The organism is Arthrobacter sp. G119Y2, assembly GCF_038069765.1.
Classification (GTDB): Bacteria; Actinomycetota; Actinomycetes; order Actinomycetales; family Micrococcaceae; genus Arthrobacter_B.
Genome location: NZ_JBBPFS010000002.1, coordinates 412,354 through 434,041, shown reverse-complemented (window position 1 = coordinate 434,041; position 21,688 = coordinate 412,354). Strand labels below are relative to the sequence as shown.

Here is a 21,688-nt window from a genome sequence, read left to right as displayed (position 1 = left end):
CTTTGAAAGGGCCGCTGCTTCACGCAGCGGCCCTTGGTTTTTAACCGGTCAGCTCCTGCGGGATTCGGCGTCCAGGCCCATCTCAATGCGCACCTCGGTGCCGCCGCCGGGCCGGGAGGACCATTCGATGGTCCCGTCCAGCTCGCTTTGAACCAGGGTTCGGACGATCTGCAGCCCCAGCCCTTCCCGGCGCGGTCCCGGCGGCAGGCCCACGCCGTCGTCGGCGATCGTTACCGTCAGGATCTCCTCGGCATCCGGACCCATTTGCCGGGCCGCGCTGAGCCACACGGTTCCCTGGCGTTCGGAGAGCCCGTGCTCGACGGCGTTTGTCACCAGTTCGTTGATCACCAGTGCCAGCGGCGTCGCGAAGTCGCTCGGAAGCTCGCCGAAGGATCCTTCTTTCTCGGTGCGGACCCGCTGGGTGGGCGAGGCCACCTCGGCTGCCAGCCGGAACTGCCGGTCAATGAGCTCGTCGAAGTTCACATTCTGCGTCAGCCCCTGCGAGAGCGTCTCATGGACCAGGGCGATGGTGGAGACACGGCGCATGGCCTGCGCCAGACCCTGTTTGCCCTCTTCGCTCTCCATGCGCCGGGACTGCATGCGCAGCAGGGCCGCCACTGTCTGCAGGTTATTCTTGACCCGGTGGTGGATCTCACGGATCGTCGCGTCCTTGGACACCAGTTCCATTTCGCGGCGGCGGAGTTCGGAAACGTCCCGGCACAGCACCAGCGCACCGAACCGCTCCTTTTCGTCCCGCAGCGGTATGGCCCGCAGGGACAGGCTGACGCCGCGGGACTCGATCTCGGTGCGCCACGGCATGCGGCCGGTCACCACCAGGGGCAGCGTCTCGTCCACCATGCGGCGGTCCTTCAGCAGCGCCGTCGTGATTTCCGCGAGGGAACGTCCCTCCAGGGTCTCCATGTCCCCCAGGCGTCGGAACGCGGAGACCCCGTTGGGAGAGGCATACTGCACGACGCCGTCGGCGTCCATCCGGATTAACCCGTCGCCGACGCGCGGTGCACCCCGGCGCGAGCCGGTGGGCGTCGCGAAGTCCGGCCACAGCCCGAGGGTTCCCATCCTCAGCAGGTCGTAGGCGCACTGCCGGTAGGTCAGCTCCAGCCGCGAGGGCATGCGCGATGAAGACAGGTCCATGTGGCTGGTGACCACGGCCAGCGTGCGGCCGTTGCGGACAAACGGGATGGCCTCCACCCGCATGGCCGTTTCCGAGGTCCAGTCAGTTTCACTGGAACGCTCGATGACCTGGCTGGCCCTGGCCTTGTCCACCAGCGGCTGCAGGTCCGCACGGATCCGCTCCCCGACGAAGTCACTGTGAAAAACAGTGTGCGACGTCGAGGGGCGGGCGTGCGCGAGTGCCACGTAGCTTCCGTCCGGCAGTGGAAACCAGAGCGCCAGGTCGGCGAAGGCCAGGTCGGCGACCAGCTGCCAGTCGCCGACCAGGAGGTGCAGCCACTCCGCATCCCCCGGTCCAAAATCGGCATGTTCCTTGATGGGATCGGTAAATATGGCCACAGTCTCTTTTTCTTAGTTGTTTCTAGCGTCGAACGATGGAGCGCAGCAGCCGCAGGGCAACCGAGAGGGAAGCCATGTCGTCGTGCTCGAGCTTATTGACATCGTTGAACATCACCCGGGCACGTTCCAAATTGTCGGCATTCTCCTCGGCCCACAGGTCCACCCGCTTCAGGGGATCCTCCCCCGCCTGTCCGGCCGTTGCCTTCAGGGCAGCCACGGTCATGTCTGCCACAGTGGAGTACAGGTCGTCACGCAGCGCCGCCCGGGCCAGCGCCTGCCAGCGGTCCCCCCGGGGCAGCTTGGTGATGCGCTCCAGCAGGTCATCAACGCCGAACCGCTCGTAGAGGACAAAGTAAACGCCGGCAATGTTCGCCGCCGGTTCGTCCACCCGCTTGGCCGCCAGGAGCGCGATGTCCAGGAGCCCGAAGCTCTCGAACATTTCCGCCCAGTAGGTGCCCAGGTCCTCGGGAAGCTGCCATTCGCCGGCCCGTTTCAGGGCCGCCTGGAACCGTTCCCGGTCCGCTCCCTGCAGGTAGTCCAGCAGGTTTGCGCGCAGCGGGCCGATGACCGGCTTGAAGGCCGCGATGTCCTCGTCGATGGTGCTGCCGCGCCCCACGTGATTGATGAACCAGCGTACGGCCCGGTCCAGCAGCCGGCGCATGTCCAGGTGGATGGTGGTCCACTTCTGCGTGGAGAAGCTCGCCGGAAGTCCGTTGAGGACCTCGATGACGCCGTCGATCTCGTAGATCTCCCGGAGGGCGCTGAACGCCCTCGCCACCATGGACTCGGTGGCTGAGGTCTCTTCGATCACGCGGAACGCGAAGGTGATTCCGCCGATGTTGATGATGTCGTTGGCCACCATCGTGGAGATGATCTCGCGGCGCAGCGGATGGGTCTCGAGCTGGTCGTCAAACCGCTCCACCAGCTGCTTCGGGAAGTACCGGCGCAGTGTGCCGGCGAAGTAGGGATCGTCCGCCAGGTCGGAGTTGGTCAGCGCCTTGGTCAGTTCAATCTTGGCGTAGGCAGCCAGCACCGAAAGCTCCGGGGAGGTGAGGCCTTCGCCGGCCGCCACCCGTGCCCGCAGCTCGGCGTTGGTCGGCAGGGCTTCCAGCTCGCGGTTCAGGTCCGCGTGCTTCTCGAGCCAGTCCATCAGCCGCTCAAAGCTGGGGCTCCACTCGACGACATGCCGGCGGTCGTTGAGCAGGAGCATGTTCTGGTCCTTGTTGTCCTGCAGGACCAGGCGGCCGACTTCATCGGTCATGGAATGCAGGAACTCGGAACGCTCGGCCGGGTCGAGGCGGCCTGCGGCCACCATCCGGTCCACGAAGATCTTGATGTTGACTTCGTGGTCGGAGCAGTCCACGCCGGCGGAGTTGTCGATCGCGTCGGTGTTAAGGATGACTCCGGCGCGCGCCGCTTCAATGCGTCCGCGCTGCGTCATGCCCAGGTTTCCGCCTTCGCCGATCACCTTGACCCGCAGGTCGCGTCCATCCACGCGGATCGCGTCGTTGGCCTTGTCCCCCACCTCGGTGTTGGTCTCCGTGGATGCCTTCACATAGGTGCCGATGCCACCGTTGTAGAGCAGGTCGGCCGGGGCCTTGAGGATGGCCCGCAGCAGATCCGGCGGGCTCATCTTCGTCACCGATTCCTCCAGGCCCAGGACCTCGCGGACCTCCGGGCTCAGCGGAATGCTCTTGGACTGGCGCGGGAACACTCCGCCGCCGGTGCTGATCAGCGAAGCGTCGTAGTCGGCCCATGAAGACCGGGGCAGTTCGAAGAGCCGGCGCCGCTCCGCATGCGAGGCGGCGGGGTCGGGGTTGGGGTCCAGGAAGATGTGGCGGTGGTCAAACGCCGCCACCAGCTTGATGTGCTCGGAGAGGAGCATCCCGTTGCCAAAGACGTCACCGCTCATGTCGCCCACACCGACGGCGGTGAAGGACTCGGTCTGCGTGTCCACTCCCAGCTCGCTGAAGTGGCGCTTGACCGATTCCCAGGCACCCCGGGCCGTGATGCCCATGGCCTTGTGGTCGTAGCCGACGGAGCCGCCGGAAGCGAAGGCATCGCCGAGCCAGAAGCCGTACTCCGCCGAGAGGGCGTTGGCGATATCGGAGAAGGACGCTGTGCCCTTGTCCGCGGCCACCACGAGGTAGCTGTCGTCGCCGTCGTGGCGCACGACGCGCTGCGGCGGCACCACCTGCTCGACGCCGTCGGAAATCACCAGGTTGTCGGTGATGTCCAGCAGGGCGCGGATGAAGGTGCGGTAGCTTTCCTTGCCCTCTTCCATCCAGGCGCCGCGGTCGGCAGCGGGATCCGGCAGCTGCTTGGCGTAGAAGCCGCCCTTGGCTCCGGTGGGCACGATGACGGCGTTTTTCACCGTCTGTGCCTTCACCAGGCCGAGGATTTCGGTGCGGAAGTCCTCACGCCGGTCGGACCAGCGCAGACCGCCCCGTGCCACCTCGCCGAAGCGCAGGTGCACGCCTTCCACCCGCGGGGAGTAGACCCAGACTTCGTACTTGGGCCGGGGGAAGGGCGCACCCTCGATGACGGCGGTGTTGAGCTTGAAGCTGACGTACGGCTTGTCCTGGTAGAAATTCGTGCGCAGGGTGGCGTTGATCAGGTTCGCCACGGTGCGCAGGACCCGGTCGGCGTCCAGGGTGGGTACCTGCTCCAGGCCGGCATCGAGGGCATTGCGCGCCGCTTCTTCAGCTGCAGTGCGTTCATCCTCCGACAGGTCCGGGTCGAAACGTGCTTCGAACAGCCCCACCAGGGCCCGTGCGACGTCGGGGTTGCGCCGCAGAGTGCCGGCAACGAAGCCATAGGAATTGGTGTTGCCCAGCTGGCGCATGTACTTGGCGTAGCTGCGCAGGATCACGACCTGGCGCCAGGACAGCCCCAGCTCCATGATGAGCCGGTCGAAGTAGTCCGACTCACTGGCGCCGGTGGTGGCGGCACCGAAGGCTTCGGCCAGCAGCGAACCGGTTTTCTCCGGGTCCATGCCCGCCGGGTACTTCAGGCCCAGGTCATAGAGGTGGAAGGTGGTGCCGTCTCCCCTCCTGATTTCGAAGGGACGTTCGTCGAGCACCTCCAGGCCGAGGTTGTGCAGGATGGGCAGGATCTGCGACAGGGAGCGCGGCTGCAGCAGGTAGAGCTTCAGCCGTGCGTCCTCACCGCCGCTGCGCTTGGCAGGTTCCGGAACATAGACAAACAGTTCGGGAGCGGTGTCCGGTGCCGCGGCGCGGGCTTCCAGGCGGGCGATGTCCTCGAGGGCATCTTCCACTTCATAGCTCACCCGGTAGTCGGCGGGGAAAGCTTCGGCCCACAGGGTCGAGAGTCTTCCGGCGGTGTCGCGGCTGAACTTGGAGCGGAGCACCTCGCCGATGCCCTCGCTCCAGGAGCGGGCGGCCTGCACCAGGCGCTGCTCCAGAGCCGAGGCGTCCAGTTCCCCGATCTCGGCGCCGCGCGGAAGGCGGATCCGGAAGAAGATCCGGGCCAGCGCAGACTCGGTCAGCCGGGCCTCAAAGTCGATGGACTCGGCCTTGAACGTTGAGCGCAGCTCGTCCTGGATGCGCAGGCGCACCGAGGTGTTGTACCGGTCCCGCGGCAGGAAGACCAGGGCGGACATGAACCGGCCGTAAACGTCGGGCCTCAGGAACAGCCGGGTCCGGCGCCGCTCCTGCAGCCGGAGGATGCTGCGGGCGGTGTCCAGCAGGGCGTCCACGTCTATCTGGAACAGCTCGTCGCGCGGATAGGTTTCCAGGATGGAGAGCAGGTCCTTGCCCGAGTGTGAATCGGCCGGGAACCCTGCACGCTGCATGACCTCGCGGACCTTGTCCCGCACGATCGGCACGTTGCGGACCGAACCGGTGTAGGCGCCGGTGGAAAACAGGCCGATGAAGCGGCGTTCCCCGTTCACGTTGCCCTGCGCGTCGAAGCGCTTGATGCCGATGTAGTCCAGGTAGGCGGCACGGTGCACGGTAGAGCGTGAGTTTGCCTTGGTGATGACCAGGGCGCGCTTTTCGCGCGCCTTTGCCCTGCCTGCACTGGTCAGGTGCTGGACCCGCCCGGCGCCGGAGGCGCGGCGCAGCAGCCCCAGCCCCTTGTCCTCGCTGACCCGCAGGACGTCTTCCCCGTCTTCATTGATGAGGTCGTATTCGCGGTAGCCCAGGAAGGTGAAGTTGCCGTTGTCCAGCCAGGACAGCAGTTCGCGTGCCTGCTGCACGTCGGGAACCTGTCCGCAGTTCGCCGCGTCCTCGAGGGAGCGTGAAACCTCATGGACCTTGGCGCGCATTGCGGGCCAGTCGGTGACGGCCAGGCGCACGTCCTCCAGGACCTTGCCCAGTCCCCCGATGAGCTCGCGCCGCGCTTCGTCAGGCAGGCGCGCGACCTCGACCGCTATCCAGGATTCAATGCGGGTGGTCTCGTCCTGCCGTCCCAGCAGGGCCGAGAGATTGGGCAGCGCCGCAGTGTCGCCGCTGGAGACCCCTGCGGCCGCCGGCACCCGGTGCACCGCCTGCAGTTCTCCGCTTTCCCGGTCACGGCTGACCAGGAACGTCGGGTGCACAACGAGCCGGATGGCGGCGTTCTGCCGAACGATTTCCGCCGTCACGGAGTCCACGAGGAACGGCATGTCGTCGGTGACGATCAGGACAATGCTGGCATCGCCCTGGTCGAAGACGGCTACCGATGCCTGGCCCTCGGCCCGCAGCGAGCCGATCTCGCGGTGGCGCTCGGCCCTTTCACGCAGGGATGAGCGCGGATATCCGTCTGCGTCTTCCCCTGCCAGATGCTCGTAGTAGTTCCCTATAAATTCATCCAGGGAATCGTCGGTACCTGGTAGATCCGGAATACGGGATCCAGACGACATGTAATACGCCTCCGTTGTAGCCTTCTTGCCCCCCGCTTCTTTGCGGGCGGCCTTACTTGAGCCTATCCCGCAAGGATGAAAAGGTCACTTTGCAACCGCTACCACCCGCCTCAGCCTGCGCCTTGTGGGAGCCCTGACACCGGCGAGCGCAGCAATGGCCTGCCGCAGCGGCGAGGACGGCGCGGTTTCCAGCAGTGCAGAGCCGGCCAGTAGAGCTGCATCCACCGTGGCGAAGTCCGCCGGCAGGAAGGCCGTAACCGGGATTCCGGGGCCGAACCTTTCCCAGGCGTCCCGCAGCTGGCGTTCCGGGGAGCGCCCGACGGCGGCCGCACGGACCTTGTTGAGCACCACTTGGGGCGCTGCCCCGGGAACTGCGGCTTCCAGCTCGGCGAGCGCGCGGACCAGGCGCGGCACCCCCACCGAGTCCGCTGCCCCCACGGCATACACGGTGTCGGCCAGTTCCAGGGCCCGCAGGGTCGCGCCGTTCCGCCGCGGGGCCATCGTGTCAAAGCTCAGCTCCTCGTCAGCTTCCAGGCTGAAGCCGCAGTCGATCACGATCAGGTCTGCCACCTTCCGCGCCTGTTCCAGGACAAGGCCCAGGGCCGTGGGCCGCAGCTCTATCCAGCGGTCCGACCGCGTGACCCCGGTCAGTACCAGAAGGCGCCGCCCCTTCAGCGAAACGCTCAGAGTGCTGCGGAGCAGGGACTGCCGGTCCAGCAGCCCCTGATCGGCCAGCCGGCAGGCCTGCGCGACGCCGGCGGATTCATCCAGCAGTCCCAGGCTTGCCGCCACGGAAGATCCGTAGGTGTCGGCGTCGATCAGGAGCACTGTCTTTCCATCCGCTGCTGCTTCCGCCGCGTAGTTCACGGCAAACGTTGTCCGTCCTGGGGCACCCGCGGGTCCCCACACCGCGGCAATCGTTCCGGCCTCCCGGTCCTCCTCTCCGGAGCCGCCCTCCTCCGCTTCCTTCCCGTGCCCGGTTCCGTCCGCGGAAGCATCGCCGCGGCTTGCCGGACGGACCGCTCCGGGCGGGGACTCCAGCGACCAGCTGCGCAGCGCCGCTGCCGGATCCGCCAGGAGCGTGGACGGCGTCCGCCCTTCCAGCTCGTCGACGGCATCCGACACCAGCCCCGAGAGCATCTCGGCGGCTGATCCGCGGGGGGCGTGGGCTATGCTCAGCGCGCTGAGCCGCTGCCGCGCGCCCTCGTCGTCCGCCAGCACCAGCAGCGCCACTCCCGAGGCGGCCAGACGCTCGGCCAGGGCGGCAGTGACCTCGCCGGCGTCGTCGGCCACGATGGCTGCACGGGCGATCCCGCTCTGGCAGGCCGCCACCAGCTCCGGCAGTTCCGCGCAGCGGCGGACAACGGTAACCGGGCCGTGGAGCCGTTCCAGTTCCTGGACCAGATTGCCGACGCCGTTTCCCACGGTCACCACCGGGATATTCATGAGCCCGCGCCCGGGTTCTGGACGACGGCGATCTTGGCACCGTTCGACTGAGCGCTGAGCAGGCCGGGGAGGTCCTCTTCGTCCACCAGGACCAGGATTTGCGTGGACCGGTTGGCGCCCAGCACCGACTCGTCGACGGTCAGCTCCGAGATTTCCGCCGCCGTAAGGATCTTCTGCGGTTCCTTGAAGCCGTTCCGCTCATTCGGCAGGGCTACCCATACGTCAACCCGGGACCCTGCCTCTGTTCCGGCGGGAAGGAGGTCATCAACCCGCAGCCCCACCGGTTTGCGGTCCAGTCCGTCGGCGGTGCCCAGGTGGCTGCGGGCCACCAGCTCGCCTTTCCGCAGCAGCGTCGAAGCCACCGAATCGCCGGGGACTCCATCGGCCGCCGCAAGGTAGGATCCTGAAACGTCGCCGAGCCGCACCGGCACTACGGCAAAGTCCTCCGCGCTGACAGGGGTCCCCACCGGAATGTTCCGATCCACGACGAAGACCTCGGTGGTCTGGTCAGCGGATCCCACGAGTGCGACGACGCCGGCGGTGGAAGCGAGCACCAGCATGATGCCCAGCAGCAGCCGGGGATCCTTCCACGACGGTTTTTTCAGGCGCGGCGCAGACGCCGGCACAGCAGTAGTGAGACTCATCTTTCCCCCTGGTAGCACTGGAAACCGGGGCTGCACAGCCCCGGACGTGCAATCGCTGCCATTGTTGACCACAAATCCGCGGATGGAAACGGTGTTTTGGGGGAAATTCCAAAGTGTGGATAACTTGGCTCCAGCACCCGGCTGGATGGGAGACTGGTGGCTACGGTGCGGCGGACGGTAGCGCCGAATGAAGCGGAGGCGGATACGTGGGTGAAAAGAGGTTCCTGACACTGGCCGATGTCGGCGAGGTGTTGAACATATCCTCGTCGCAGACCTATGCCCTGGTGCGGTCCGGAGAGCTTCCGGCCATCCAGATCGGGGGCCGGGGCCAGTGGCGGGTTGAATCCCGCGTGCTGGAGGAATTTATCGCCGAGGCCTACCGCCGATCGGCCGTCCTACAGCGCGAGGACGCACCGGACAGCGCCGCTTCGCAGCAGTAGTAACGAAGCCCCCCCGGCCGAAGGTGACCTAGCCGGCCGAACAGACCGCAGCCACGGCATGCAGCGGCACAAGACCGGCGCCGCGAACGCTGCCCGCACGCCGGGGCTCGCCCCGCGGTGTCAGGGACAGCTCAAAAAAGTCCTTCCCGACCCGGTCAACGCTGCCGTCCAGGGCGGAAGCCGGCGGCTGTCCGGCCAGATACACCTGCACCGCCGCCCGGTCCCGGGACAGGCCCCGCAGCGCCGAGGCAAGGCCCAGCCGGGCTTCGGGCGCCTCCGCCGCAGAATAGCGGTCCATGCCCGCGATCAGGACCGCGTGGTTCAGTGCGACGACGGACGACCTGCGGCCCTGAAGGACGATCCATCCGCGGCCCACATGGCTGAGAACGCCTTCAAAAACTCCGGGCAGGCCCACATCCACCTTCAGGTGCCGGCCGATTTGGCTGTGCAGCCGGGCGGCGAGTTCCATGCCGGCAAAGTCCGTCCGCAGCCGTTCGGATACCTCCGAGTCCTGGACCATCTGGTGTACAGAGGCCATTTGGGCCTCCATGTCGGCAAAAAGTGCTTCCCATCGCATGTGCTCAGGCTAACGGGTACCCGTCTGCCCAACTACAGCCGTTCGTGCCAAACAATCTCAAAATCACTCTAGACAGCGGCACAACCGGCATGTAGACAAGGGCCACCAAACGTCGCCAAAGCGTTTGAACAGCACCAAACTGCACCAAACTGCATCAAACACAGGCATCAACCACAAGGAACAAGGGAGGGGGGCACGGCGTGAGAGACCATCTGCGGGACATCCTTCTCCTGGTATCAGGATTTGCAGCTGCTGCCGTCCTCCTGTGGTCGGGGCTGGCAACACGCCCGGATCCGGCAACCCTCTTTTCGGGCTCGGTGTCCTCCCTGCAGGGACTGGCAGGTTTCACGGCCGCTGCCGCCGGCCTTGCCGTCGCCCTGTGGTGGAGTTTGGGCCTGGTGCTCGCCGTCCTGTCCGCGGTGCTCCAGAAGGCGGGACATGCCGCCGCAGCGGCAGCCGCAGGCGCCCTCGCTCCTGCATTTATGAAACGGCTCGCAGCTGCAGTGCTTGGCATCAACCTCATCACAGGTGCCGGAGCAGCACAGGCGGCGGACCCGTTACCCGGAGCGAATCCGGGACAAAGCGTCTCCATGCTGCAGCACCCGCTGCAGGCAGCCGTCCATCCGCAGTGGGAACCGACCGTGGAGCTGACCGGGCGCGGTCCGGGGCAGGCCGCTGCCGGCTCGCCTGCCGCGGACAGCCCCGTGACTCCACAGTGGCGGCCCAGCTCGCAGGATCCTTCCACCAACGTCTTTATTCGTCCCGGACGCTCCGACCCGGCTGTACAGACGGTGGTTGTCCGTGCCGGTGATTCCTTGTGGCGCCTCGCGGCGGAACAGCTTGGCCCGCTGGCAACAGACGCCGACATAGCTGCCCACTGGCCGCGCTGGTACGAACTCAACCGCACTGTCATCGGCACTGACCCGCACCTGATTATTCCGGGCCAGGTCTTCGAAGCACCCGAACTGCCGCCCCGCCGGTGAGGCCGCCGGCTTCACCCCAGCCCCCACCAGCCGCCCGTCCAGAACGGGTTCTGCAGGAAAGGACAGCCGCCATGACCACCGTGATCACTTTCCCCGTCCAAGAAGCAGCAGATGAGCTCGCCGCAGCCTCCGGTGCGCCGCGGCCGCTCACGGTACACCGCATCCCGGTGACCGGATACTCCCCGGCGGGAGCGCCGCCCGTCAAGCTCCGCCCGCGGCGGCCGTCTCCGGCCGGGGCCGGGGCCGGGGCCGGTGCCGGTGCCGATGCCGATGCCGGTGCCGATGCACAGGAGGCCCCCCGCTGGCACAGCGACCCCGAGGACGACGCGCGGGTGGATGCGATAGCGCGTTCAGTAACCCAGGCGGCTCTGGAAGTTCTCGGCGGGACCCGCCCGCTTCAGCAGATGGCCCGCTGGCTTGACCCGTCAAGCTTTGAACGCCTGCAGCTGAGGGCAAATCTGGTGAGGAGCAGGGAGTCGGCCGCTGCCCGCGGCGGCTCCGGTCCCGGGGGCCGGGCAGGCGCAGGGGGAAATGCTGCAGCTCGTCCGGTGCGCCTGCACCGGCAGGTCGTCATCCGCTGCTGCCGGATTTGCCCGGTATCCGAGGGGATCTACGAGGCCACGGTTGTTGCCGCGGACTCTGGAAAATTACGGCCCTGGAGATCGGCTAGCCGGCCGAAACGCGTTTGCCGGCCGGCAAACGCCTCGGAGTTACTTGCGGCGCTTGGCCTTTTTCGGGGCAGTTTTCGCTGACTTCCGGCTCTGGGCGACGGAGGCAGAACCTCCGGTACCGGCAGTACCGGCCTTCGCCGGCTTGGCCGAAGCCGCCCGCTCGACCCGTGTCTCCACCCCGCCTTCACTGTTGGGCGCGGAGAACTGCAGGCTGGCGGGCCGCTGCGGCGCTTCAAGGCCCGCAGCCGTGATGGTCGGCTGGCCGACGACGCTCCGGCCGTCCTTCAGCCCGGCGAGGGCCGGAGGAACGTCCGCCGCCGGCGGGTTCACCTTTACCTCGGCGTTGAACAGGTAGCCGATGGACTCCTCGCGGATTGCCTCCGTCATGGTCTGGAACATCACGAAGCCTTCACGCTGGTATTCCACCAGAGGATCGCGCTGCGCCATTGCCCGCAGGCCAATGCCCTCCTTGAGGTAGTCCATCTCGTAGAGGTGTTCCTGCCACTTGCGCCCGATGACGGAGAGCACAACGCGGCGTTCCAGTTCACGCATCGCGGGGGCGCCCAGCGCGTCTTCGCGTGCCTGGTAGGCCAGTTTTGCGTCGGAGAGAATCTCCTCCTGCAGGAACTCGCGGGTGACCTTGGACCGGCCTCCGGCTTCTTCGAGAACCTCGTCAATGGTCAGGCCCACCGGGTACAGGGTCTTGAGGTTGGTCCAGAGCTGCTCGTAGTCCCAGTCGTCGCCGTGCCCCTCGGCCGTGGCCTCGTTAACGATCGACGTGACGACGTCCTCAAGGAAGAACCCGATCTTTTCCTGCAGGTCCCCGCCCTCGAGGATCCGGCGCCGGTCGCCGTAGATGGCTTCGCGCTGGCGGTTCAGGACGTCGTCGTACTTCAGCACGTTCTTGCGCTGCTCGGCGTTCCGCCCCTCCACCTGTCCCTGGGCATTCTGGATGGCCTTGGACACGAGCTTTGATTCCAGCGCGACGTCGTCGGGCATGGACGAGCTGTTCATGATGCGTTCGGCGGCACCGGAGTTGAACAGCCGCATCAGGTCATCGGTCAGCGATAGGTAGAAGCGGGACTCCCCCGGGTCGCCCTGGCGGCCGGAGCGGCCGCGCAGCTGGTTGTCAATGCGGCGCGACTCGTGCCGCTCCGTGCCCAGCACGTAGAGTCCGCCCAGGTCGATGACTTCCTGCTGCTCGGCCGCGACGGCTTCGCGGGCCTTTTCCAGTGCATCGGGCCACGCGGCTTCATACTCGTCCGGGTTCTCGCTCGGGTCCAGCCCCCGCCGTTCCAGCTCGGCAATCGCATTGAATTCAGCGTTGCCGCCAAGCATGATGTCAGTGCCTCGGCCGGCCATGTTGGTGGCAACGGTGACCGCGCCCTTGCGCCCGGCCTGGGCGACGATGGCAGCTTCACGTGCGTGGTTCTTGGCGTTGAGGACCTCGTGCCGGATCCCGGCCTTGGCCAGCTGCTTGGAGAGGTACTCGCTCTTCTCCACGCTGGTGGTGCCCACCAGGATGGGCTGCCCGGCCGCATGGCGCTCCGCGATGTCCTGGACGACGGCGTCGAACTTGGCAATTTCGTTCTTGTAGATCAGGTCGGGCTGGTCGATCCGGGCCATCGGCCGGTTGGTCGGAATGGGCACCACTCCGAGCTTGTACGTGCTCATGAACTCGGCTGCTTCGGTTTCGGCCGTACCGGTCATGCCGGCCAGCTTCTCGTAGAGCCGGAAGTAATTCTGCAGTGTCACCGTGGCCAGTGTCTGGTTTTCGGCCTTGATGGTGACGCCTTCTTTGGCTTCGATGGCCTGGTGCATGCCCTCGTTGTAGCGCCGGCCGGCCAGGATGCGGCCGGTGTGTTCGTCAACGATCATGACTTCGCCGTTGAGGACCACGTAGTCCTTGTCGCGCTTGAACAGTTCCTTGGCCTTGATGGCGTTGTTCAGGAAGCCGATCAGCGGCGTGTTGGCTGCTTCGTACAGGTTGGAGATGCCGAGGTAGTCCTCGACCTTTTCAATGCCGGCCTCCAGCACACCCACAGTGCGCTTCTTCTCGTCCACCTCGTAGTCGGTGTCCAGGGTCAGGCGCTGCACCACCTTGGAGAACTCGGTGTACCAGCGGTTGACGTCGCCGCTGGCAGCACCGGAGATGATGAGCGGAGTACGTGCCTCGTCAATGAGGATGGAGTCCACCTCGTCAACGATCGCGAAGTGGTGGCCGCGCTGAACCAGTTCCGCAGCGCTCCAGGCCATGTTGTCCCGGAGATAGTCGAAACCGAACTCGTTGTTGGTTCCATACGTGATGTCGGCGGCGTACTGCTCGCGGCGGACGGCGGGGTCCTGGTTGGACAGGATGCAGCCGCTGGTCATGCCCAGGAACCGGAAGACGCGGCCCATCAGTTCCGACTGGTATTCCGCGAGGTAGTCGTTGACCGTCACGATGTGCACGCCGCGGCCGGTAAGGGCATTGAGGTAGGCGGGAGCGGTGGCAACGAGGGTCTTGCCTTCACCGGTCTTCATTTCGGCAATGTTGCCCAGATGCAGGGCGGCCCCGCCCATCATCTGGACGTCGAAGTGGCGCATGCCCAGGGTGCGGCCCGCAGCTTCGCGGACGGCGGCGAAGGCTTCAGGGAGGAGGTCGTCCAGGCTTTCGCCGTCGGCGTAGCGCTCCTTGAAGCGGTCCGTCTCGCCCCGAAGCTCGGCGTCCGTCATGCCCCTGTACTCGTCCTCGAGCACGTTGATCGCATCGGCGTAGTTGCGCAGCGTCTTCAGCGTCTTCTTATCGCCTGTACGAAGAACCCGTTCGAGTAGTGATGCCACTGATTTGCTCCCAATCTAGTGTTGCCTAATTCTGGCGTCCCCAGTCTACGTGAGAGACGTTTCGCGGTGTGCAGGGGTTCCCCCGGCAGGCCTATTCCCGGCGTACTGCCAGTTTCAGTGCCCCCGCCAGATCACCTGATGGTTTTACCATAACGTCGTCCAGCCCCAGCCAATCAGCCATCATACGCAGTTCAGCGGCAAGCTCAACGGCTGTATCGGCGGGAGCGCCCTCTTCGCGGTGTGCCGCCTGCACCAGCAGGACCTTGTTGAGCCGGTCCGCCTTGAGGTCCACCCTGGCTGCGAAGACGTCTCCCAGCAGGAAGGGCAGCACATAATATCCGTAACGGCGGGCGGCCGGCGGGGTGTAAATCTCGAGGCGGTAATGGAAGCCGAAGAGCGCCTGGAGCCGTTTCCGTTCGAAGACCAGCGAATCGAAGGGGCTCAGCAGGGCCCGGGCGGAAGCACGGCGGGGAATAACCGCCTCCGCGTGGAGGTAGGCCGGAGCCTTCCAGCCGGCAACACGCACCCGCTGCAGCTGTCCCGTTCTGACCAGCGTGTCCACCGCCTCTGCCGTCTCCCCCTGGAGCAGCCGAAAATAGTCTGCCAGGCAGCGGACGGTGGCAACCCCGTGCGCCCGGGCCGCTGCTTCGGTGAGTCGCAGGACCGCCTCCCGGGGATCGGCAGATTCAAGGGCTGAAGCCCCCGCCGGATGCACATCGGCGGTTGGTGCATACAGCCGCTCAAACTGGGCCGTGCGTCCGGCGGAACTGAGCAGTCCAGCGGCAAAGAGGTCCTCGAGCACCCGCTTCGAGGCATGCCAGTTCCATCCCCAGTTCTCGGCCGGCTTAGCGCTGCTGCCGCCGATCCGCGCCTCTACTTCCCGCGCAGTCAGCGGTGCCGACACTTCCAGCAGTGCCATGATCTGCTCGCTCAGCGTTGCCTTGACTTCGGGGGGAACCGAATGCGCCGTCATCCACACGCGGCGCTGGACGGTTCGCAGGTCCGCAAAGAGTTCGGGGCGGACGTAGCTCGCTTCATGGGCCCAGTACTCCACCATCCGGCGAGGCGCCCTGGAAGCCAGCCTGTCGGGAATGGCAGTGTCATACGGCCCCAGACGCGAGAACAGGGGCAGGTAGTGGCTGCGGGAGAGCACATTGACCGAGTCGATCTGCAGCAGATGCAGCTGCTCAAAGACCCGGCGCACCGAACCGGCGGTGACCTTTCCGGGGCGTCCCTTTGCCAAGCCCTGGGCGCGAAGTGCCGTGAGGCGCGCCTGGCGGGCAGTAAGGGTTGGTTCCATGAAGCCCATCCTAGGCGGACCGCCGTGCAGGTTCAGACACTCCGGGCACCCGCCGTTCGGTCCCTGGAAACGTCCGGTCCCTGAAAAGCGGGACCGCAGCAGAAGGCCCCCGGTGGATGGCCGGTTATACGGTCCATCGCCCCGGGGGCCTCCGTCACTGCCTTACAGGGACGCTGCCCTATATCGGCGCTGCCTTGCAACGACACTGCCTTACAACGACACTGCCTTACAACGACACTGCCCCTACGACATCGCCTGACATCGGCACTGCCTGACGTCACCGCCTCTTAAGCGGTGGCGGCTCCTTCCGAAGGCCGGTAGGCCCGCGTTTCTTCCCGCAGGTCCTCGGAACCCTCGGCGCAGCGGGAATCAAGGGTAATGACGCCGTAGGTCCAGCCCCTGCGGCGGTAGACGACGGAGGGGGCTCCGGTGGCGGAATCCACAAACAGATAGAAATCGTGGCCTACCAGCTCCATGTTGTCCACGGCGGCGTCAAGGCTCATGGGGGCACCCGGGAAAACCTTGCGCCGGATCAGGACAGGGCAGTCATCCGCGGGCTCAACGGCTCCGGATTCGTCTACCTCCGCTTCAACTGCAGAGCCGGCATCGGCGGCTGTGCCGGCATCGGCGGCAGCAGCAGCGTTCTCCATCTGCACGTGCAGCGGTTCGCTGCTGCTGACCGTATCCAGGTCCGCGGTGGCAACCCGCACGGCGACCGGAGTGTGCCGGCCGTGATGGACCTTTCGGCGGTCGCTGGCTCGACGGAGACGTTCAATGAGTTTGGCGTAGGCCAGGTCAAAGGCTGCGAACTTGTCGCCCGAGGTCGCTTCGGCCCGGACCACCGGGCCCCTGCCGATGACGGTCAGTTCCACGGTAAGAGAGCTGTCTGCCTCGCGGACGTTGGGCTGCTTGGTGATTCGTGCGTCGACGCGCTGGACCTTGTTGGCCAGGTTCTCGACCTTGGCGATTCGTTCCTCGGCATATTCCCGGAACCGGTCGGATACTGCAACGTTGCGTCCGCTGATCATGAATTCCATGGTGCCCTCCAATAGATTTCGGTGACACAGCAACGGCCGCTGCCAAAATCTGCGACCGCTGCCGCAGGAAAGCTCCTCTTCTTGAAGCTATCCATACCAACACGTTAGATCACCGCACAAGGTTATTCACCTCCGGACATTCCGATTATTTAAGCCGTCCGGTTTAGGCTAGGATTCCCCCGTTTGTGTTACCTGCGTCACGTGACGGAGCCGGGGTTGCCGCGATGACCACGGCCGCCTCCACCCGTGCTCCGGCCGCCCTCAGCGCGCGTGCGGCTTCCGCGATGGTGGACCCCGTGGTCAGGACATCATCGACCAGGAGACAGCGGACGCCCGCCAGCAAACCGGCCTTTCCCGCCGTCATAGTTCCGTAAACATTGGTCCGGCGCCCTTTTCGTCCGAGATGTTTCTGGCTCTTGCCGGGTCTTCCCGGGACGGCCGCGTGCACATGCCCCGCACGCAGCAGGCGCCCCGGCCCGCCCCGGGACTGCCGGACGAGCGGTTGCAGGGAGGTTTGGGCGGGGAGCAGCCCTCTGGCCCGCAGGGTGCCGAGGAGCAGCCCCAGCGGACTGTAGCCCCGGCGGCGCAGGGCGCGCCCGGTTCCCGGGACGGGCACCAGCACCAAACCGTGCCGTCCGGCGTCGTCGGCGGCCCGGTGCAGCGCCCCGGCCAGTATGGGCCGCAGCACAGGGGCAAGATCCGTTCGTCCGTGGTTCTTGTACGCCAGCAACACCCGGGCGAGGCTGCCGGAGTACCGCCCCGCAGCCAGGACTGGCAGCACCGGCGGCTCAACTCCGGCCAACAACGTGCGGCCTGCTTCCGCTTCGGCCCGAGGGAGCAGCTCGGCTGCTTCGTGGGCGTAGTAGGGGCGCGTCCCGCTGCGGCGGACGGTGCGCCGGCAGCCCGGGCAGAGCGTTGAATCCGCTGCCCCGCACACCACGCACGACGTCGGCAGCAGGGCCGCTGCCAGCTCCGCACCGGCGGCACCCGCCGCGGCCGGGGCGGGATGCTGCCGCCACCGGTCCGCCGTCCTGGCCGCTCCGGAGAATGATCGAGGAAAGATACCCATGGGGACAGCATGGCCGCCTGGCCCGCCGGGAGTCCGCAGCCGGGGGCCAACGGGGACAGCGGCCCGGACGCTCGGCCCTCGGCCCCGGGTGTGCAGGAGCAGTGGCTAGCCGGGGAACGCCGGATCGGTCAGCCCTGCGGCCACCTCGTACCAGCTGTTGCCCATCCGCTTGTAGACGGCCGACTGGGTATGGACGTAAATGTCCTGCTCCCCCTTGCCTGCGCTCAGGCCGGTGATGCCGGTCAGGGCGGCCAGCGGCTCGGGCCCGGCGCCCAGGTTCAGGATGAACGGGGTGGCCTCTCCGTCAGCCGAGGTCTGCACTGCCGCGATGGAATCTTCGGAGACCCATTTGGCCCGGTCCACCGAAACGGCCACCGGGATCCCCGAACCCGGATCCGCAGTAACAGCCAGTTCCAGCGGAGTGGTCAACGTGCGCGGAACGCCGTCGGCGTCGCGCACGATCCCGGCCACCAGCACCTGGCTGCGCCCGCCCTGGGTGGCGACCAGCAGGGCACGCGTCCCGTCACGGGAAATGCGCAGTTCCGAGATGCTGGTTTCCGCCAGCCAGGGAACGGGCAGAGACAGGACGTTCTCCGAAGTCCCGCCGGGCGGCAGCGCCAGGATCGAGGAACCGGTGCCTGTCTGCGACGCCGTCCACGTCCACCTGCCCGGATCTATGCTGGGGGGTGTCAGTGAACTGCCGGTTGCGACCCGGCGGACGTCCTGGTTGGGACCGGTCAGGAACAGGGCCGACCGGTCTCCGTTCAGGAAAGCGATAGTGGCCAGGTCCAGGGACAGCGCCGGGTCCCGGGGCCCGTGCTCGGCCACGCTGGGAATACCGTCGATCAGCTGCGGCTGGCCGTCCTTGAAGTAGACCAGTTCATTTCCGTACGCGGCGATCTGCGTGCCGCCGACCTCCGGGTCGGCCACCGGCTCAATCAGCTCACCGCTTTCCTTACCCAGATCCACCGAACGCTGGTTCACCGTCATGGTCACCGAATTGACGTTGTTCAGGTTGCCCAGGTTCTGCCGCAGCTGCAGTGCCATCTGCTGCCGGTTCAAGTCGCTCGAATCCTGCAGGACATCGGCGGAGAGATCCACTGTCGCTGCGCCTGACACCACCGGGACGGCATCCCGCGCCAGCGAGGTGCCCGCAGGGAAGGCGCTGCTGACGGCCCCCTGCAGATAGGGGGCCGGCCCCTCCAGCATGGCCTTGACCACGTTGGCCGCGATGCCCGACTTCTGCACGAACCAGCGGGTGTCGGGCACCCAAAAGTCGTAGCTGCTCGAATAAAAGTAGAGATTGTGCGAGAGGAACAGCAGGGAGAAACTGACCTCCGAGACCATGATGCCGTTGGGGACGGAGCTGATCCTCCACTGCCCGTCTTCCTGTTCCAGCTTGGCCGAGAGGGTTTCGGTGGTGCCGGAGGCCCGGTCCGTCCGGATCCCGCGGTTATCAACCGAGCCCACCACTTCCAGACGGATGGAGTAGCCGTTCCCGTCGGCGGCCGGAACGATATTGGGATCGGCACCGTAGATGAGCACGCGTTCCGTGGGATTCCACGTCTCGGCGGCGGCACCGGTGAGGAACTCGCGCGCCACGCTGTAGTCGTCGGCAGCTCCGGTTCCAGCCGTAATGAATCCCTGCAGGATTTCTTCAGGGGTTTCCCCGCCGGTTTCGCTGGGCCCGCGCGGCGCCAGGGCGAAGGTGTCCACCAGCGCATTCCCGTCGCTGTGGGCGGATGCCGTCCCCACGGGCCCCGTCGTCGGAATGGACGAGCAGCCGGAAAGCACAGCCAGTACTGCCATAGCCATAAGGAGCAGCCGGGCGAACGGCCGCACGGAGGCGGGGCTAGCTGGCATCGGTCTTCTCCTCGGCTGGTGATACCGGGCCGGCCAGGGCACGGGGCCCCCGGCCGCTGTCATACGGTGAGAGCGGTACAGGTGAATCCGAGAACGGTACACCATGGCGGCGGGGCAGGGTGAGGCGGAAGCACGCTCCGTCACCGGGCCGGCCCCAGGCCTGGAGCAGGCCGCCGTGCAGCAGCGCGTCCTCCACCGCGATGGACAGCCCGAGGCCGCTCCCCCCGGTGGTCCGCGCCCGGGCCGGATCAGCACGCCAGAAGCGGTCGAACACGCGGGACGCTTCGTCGTCGGTCATGCCGATGCCGTGATCGCGCACCGCCACGGCGACGGCGTCGATGTTGGATCCGATGGCGATTTCTATCGGCTGGCCCTCACCGTGCTCGAGGGCGTTGACCACAAGGTTCCGCAGAATCCGTTCGATGCGCCGCGGATCCGCATCGACCATGCAGCTTGTCTCCTTGGAGACAATGGTGACCGGCGAGCCAATGTTCAGGGCCAGCGGTTCCGTTGCTTCCATGACCTCGCGGACCACGGTAAAGATGTCAGTGGGTTCCAGGTCAGGGGATGCGGCGCCGGCGTCGAACCTGGAGATTTCCAGCAGGTCGGCCAGCAGTGCCTGGAAGCGCTCCACCTGGTGGTACAGCAGTTCGGTGGATCGGCGGCTAATGGGATCAAAGCCTTCACGCGCGTCGTACAGGACCTCCGCGGCCATCCGCACGGTGGTCAGCGGGGTGCGCAGCTCGTGGGAGACATCGGACACGAAAACCTGCTGCATGCGTGAAAGCTGGGCCAGCTGGGTGATCTGGTCCTGCAGGGTTGCGGCCATGTGGTTGAAGGACGCGGCCAGCCGTGCAACTTCGTCCTCGCCCTTGACCACCATCCGTTCCTGGAGCTCGCCGGCCGCCAGCTTTTCGGACACGGCTGCGGCGTCGCTGACTGCTCCCACCCCTGCCTTCGCAACGATCCAGGCGATGGTGCCGATGATCGCGAGCAGGAGCCCGCCGGCGATCCACAGGATGCGGTGAATATCGTCCAGCGTCTGCTGCATCGAATCCAGGTCGTAAATCAGGTACAGGGCGTACTCGGCACTGTCGGGCGGCAGGGTCACTTTGGTGCCGAAGGCCAGGCCCGGCTCGCCGTGAGCCAGAGCCAGCGGGGACCAGTGGATGGTGTCCTGATCGGCGTTGACATCGATGCTGCGGATGGAGGCGCTCAGCGTCTCCGGGATGCTGCCGGCCGTAATCCCTTCCCCCAGGGTCTGGGAGACAAACAAATTCTGTTCCTGGTCCGGCAGGGGTGTGAGCAGGTACAGCCGGCGGGCGTCCGCACCCTGTCCCTCCAGCAGCGAGAGCGTGTTGGAGACCAGGCGCTCGGTTCCTTCACGGTCCGTTGCCGCAGTGGTCCGGAAGTTCTCCTTCGCCGAGTTCAGTCCTGCGGTTGCCTCGGACTGGAACTGGCTCAGGCGCTCCTCATAGAGGGCACCGGCAATCTGGTGGGATAAAAAAGCGCCCACTCCCGCACAGGCCAAGGTGACCAGCAGCAGGGTCGAGACCACCGTCTTGAACAGCAGGGAACGCCGCCAGCGGCGGGCGATCCGCTGGAAGGTAGCTTTACGCAGCGCGTCGCGGAGCCGGCGGAGAGTCCGCGCCGCTGCCGGCAGGACGTCGGCCCTCAGAGCCGACGTCCGCGAGCGCCTAGCTCTGGCCGGCTTTGTAACCGACACCGCGCACCGTCAGAACAATTTCGGGTGCTTCGGGATCGCGTTCAATTTTGGAACGAAGCCGCTGCACATGGACGTTGACCAGCCGGGTGTCCGCGGCATGGCGGTAGCCCCAAACCTGCTCAAGCAGCATTTCACGGGTAAACACCTGCCAGGGCTTCCGGGCCAGGGCCACCAGGAGGTCGAATTCCAGCGGCGTCAGCGATATGGTCTCCGAACCGCGCGAGACGACATGTCCCGCGACGTCGATGGAGACTTCTCCGATGCTCAGGGATTCGGGGGTCTTGGTGTCGCCGGGACGCAAGCGGGCCCGCACCCGTGCAACGAGTTCGGCAGGCTTGAACGGCTTGGGCACGTAGTCGTCGGCTCCGGATTCCAGTCCGCGGACAACGTCGGAGGTGTCGGACTTGGCGGTCAGCATGACAATGGGAACGTCCGACTCGCCGCGGATCTGCCGGCACACCTCGATGCCGTCAATTCCGGGCAGCATCAGGTCCAGCAGCACCAGATCGGGCTTTGAGCCGCGGAAGATCTCCAGTGCCTTGGAGCCGTCCGCGCAGAAGACAGGGTCGAACCCGTCGTTGCGGAGCACAATTCCGATCATCTCGGCCAGTGCTTCGTCGTCGTCCACGACCAATATGCGTGCCTTCATAACTCCCTGTCCCCGGCTGACTGCTCAAACCGGTTCTTCGTTGCGGTGCCTGCCCTGCAGGCCCCC

15 protein-coding genes are annotated in these 21,688 nt (G+C 66.3%); 3 read left to right on the top strand and 12 right to left on the bottom strand.

What is annotated here, in order from left to right; genetic code table 11:
- Nucleotides 1–48: 48 nt before the first annotated feature.
- The 4 genes from WKB88_RS05685 to WKB88_RS05670 all read right to left on the bottom strand — a co-directional run bounded on the left by WKB88_RS05685 (nt 49) and on the right by WKB88_RS05670 (nt 8,484).
- The gene (locus WKB88_RS05685) at nt 49–1,530 is read right to left on the bottom strand and encodes a sensor histidine kinase (protein ID WP_341393562.1); all 1,482 of its coding nucleotides are present in this window, start codon (nt 1,528–1,530) and stop codon (nt 49–51) included.
- 22 nt (nt 1,531–1,552) lie between these two features.
- On the bottom strand, nt 1,553–6,394 hold the full coding sequence (locus WKB88_RS05680; RefSeq protein ID WP_341393561.1) for an NAD-glutamate dehydrogenase: 4,842 nt from the start codon (nt 6,392–6,394) through the stop codon (nt 1,553–1,555).
- An 84-nt stretch (nt 6,395–6,478) separates the two neighbouring features.
- Complete coding sequence (locus tag WKB88_RS05675; RefSeq protein WP_341393560.1) at nt 6,479–7,840, bottom strand: AAA family ATPase; 1,362 nt, start codon at nt 7,838–7,840, stop codon at nt 6,479–6,481.
- On the bottom strand, nt 7,837–8,484 hold the full coding sequence (locus WKB88_RS05670; RefSeq protein WP_341393559.1) for an SAF domain-containing protein: 648 nt from the start codon (nt 8,482–8,484) through the stop codon (nt 7,837–7,839). The genes WKB88_RS05675 and WKB88_RS05670 overlap by 4 nt, the downstream gene beginning before the upstream one ends.
- Nucleotides 8,485–8,690: 206 nt before the next feature.
- On the opposite strand from WKB88_RS05670, the gene WKB88_RS05665 reads away from it, so the two are divergent.
- Nucleotides 8,691–8,924: a helix-turn-helix domain-containing protein gene (locus WKB88_RS05665; RefSeq protein ID WP_341393558.1), complete on the top strand. Its 234-nt coding sequence runs from the start codon at nt 8,691–8,693 to the stop codon at nt 8,922–8,924.
- Between the two features lie 28 nt (nt 8,925–8,952).
- Here WKB88_RS05665 and WKB88_RS05660 read toward each other — a convergent pair whose 3' ends face one another.
- The gene (locus WKB88_RS05660; protein ID WP_341393557.1) at nt 8,953–9,501 is read right to left on the bottom strand and encodes a hypothetical protein; all 549 of its coding nucleotides are present in this window, start codon (nt 9,499–9,501) and stop codon (nt 8,953–8,955) included.
- 200 nt (nt 9,502–9,701) lie between these two features.
- On the opposite strand from WKB88_RS05660, the gene WKB88_RS05655 reads away from it, so the two are divergent.
- Together WKB88_RS05655 and WKB88_RS18205 are read left to right on the top strand one after the other, a co-directional pair.
- The gene (locus WKB88_RS05655; RefSeq protein ID WP_341393556.1) at nt 9,702–10,484 is read left to right on the top strand and encodes a LysM peptidoglycan-binding domain-containing protein; all 783 of its coding nucleotides are present in this window, start codon (nt 9,702–9,704) and stop codon (nt 10,482–10,484) included.
- A 71-nt stretch (nt 10,485–10,555) separates the two neighbouring features.
- Nucleotides 10,556–11,236, top strand: coding sequence for an Rv3235 family protein (locus tag WKB88_RS18205; RefSeq protein ID WP_445818875.1), 681 nt, complete (start codon nt 10,556–10,558; stop codon nt 11,234–11,236).
- On the opposite strand, the gene secA is transcribed toward WKB88_RS18205, so the two are convergent.
- From secA to mtrA, 7 genes are all read right to left on the bottom strand, one after another.
- A complete protein-coding gene (secA, locus tag WKB88_RS05650) occupies nt 11,195–13,978 on the bottom strand; it encodes a preprotein translocase subunit SecA (RefSeq protein WP_341393555.1) in 2,784 nt (927 codons plus the stop codon). The two genes, WKB88_RS18205 and secA, sit on opposite strands and share 42 nt — an antisense overlap.
- 91 nt (nt 13,979–14,069) lie before the next feature.
- Nucleotides 14,070–15,278 (bottom strand): winged helix-turn-helix domain-containing protein, encoded by a 1,209-nt coding sequence (locus WKB88_RS05645; protein WP_341393554.1) that lies wholly within the window; start codon nt 15,276–15,278, stop codon nt 14,070–14,072.
- Between the two features lie 287 nt (nt 15,279–15,565).
- Nucleotides 15,566–16,315 carry a ribosome hibernation-promoting factor, HPF/YfiA family gene (gene hpf / locus WKB88_RS05640; RefSeq protein ID WP_341393553.1) on the bottom strand — a complete coding sequence of 250 codons (750 nt, stop codon included), beginning with the start codon at nt 16,313–16,315 and terminating at the stop codon, nt 15,566–15,568.
- A 163-nt stretch (nt 16,316–16,478) separates the two neighbouring features.
- The gene (locus WKB88_RS05635) at nt 16,479–17,384 is read right to left on the bottom strand and encodes a ComF family protein (RefSeq protein ID WP_341393552.1); all 906 of its coding nucleotides are present in this window, start codon (nt 17,382–17,384) and stop codon (nt 16,479–16,481) included.
- A 105-nt stretch (nt 17,385–17,489) separates the two neighbouring features.
- Nucleotides 17,490–19,199, bottom strand: a complete 1,710-nt coding sequence (locus WKB88_RS05630) for an LpqB family beta-propeller domain-containing protein (RefSeq protein WP_341393551.1) — start codon at nt 19,197–19,199, stop codon at nt 17,490–17,492.
- 37 nt (nt 19,200–19,236) lie between these two features.
- On the bottom strand, nt 19,237–20,973 hold the full coding sequence (mtrB, locus tag WKB88_RS05625) for an MtrAB system histidine kinase MtrB (protein WP_341393550.1): 1,737 nt from the start codon (nt 20,971–20,973) through the stop codon (nt 19,237–19,239).
- Nucleotides 20,945–21,622 carry an MtrAB system response regulator MtrA gene (mtrA, locus tag WKB88_RS05620; RefSeq protein WP_341393549.1) on the bottom strand — a complete coding sequence of 226 codons (678 nt, stop codon included), beginning with the start codon at nt 21,620–21,622 and terminating at the stop codon, nt 20,945–20,947. The genes mtrB and mtrA overlap by 29 nt, the downstream gene beginning before the upstream one ends.
- Between the last annotated feature and the right edge of the window lie 66 nt (nt 21,623–21,688).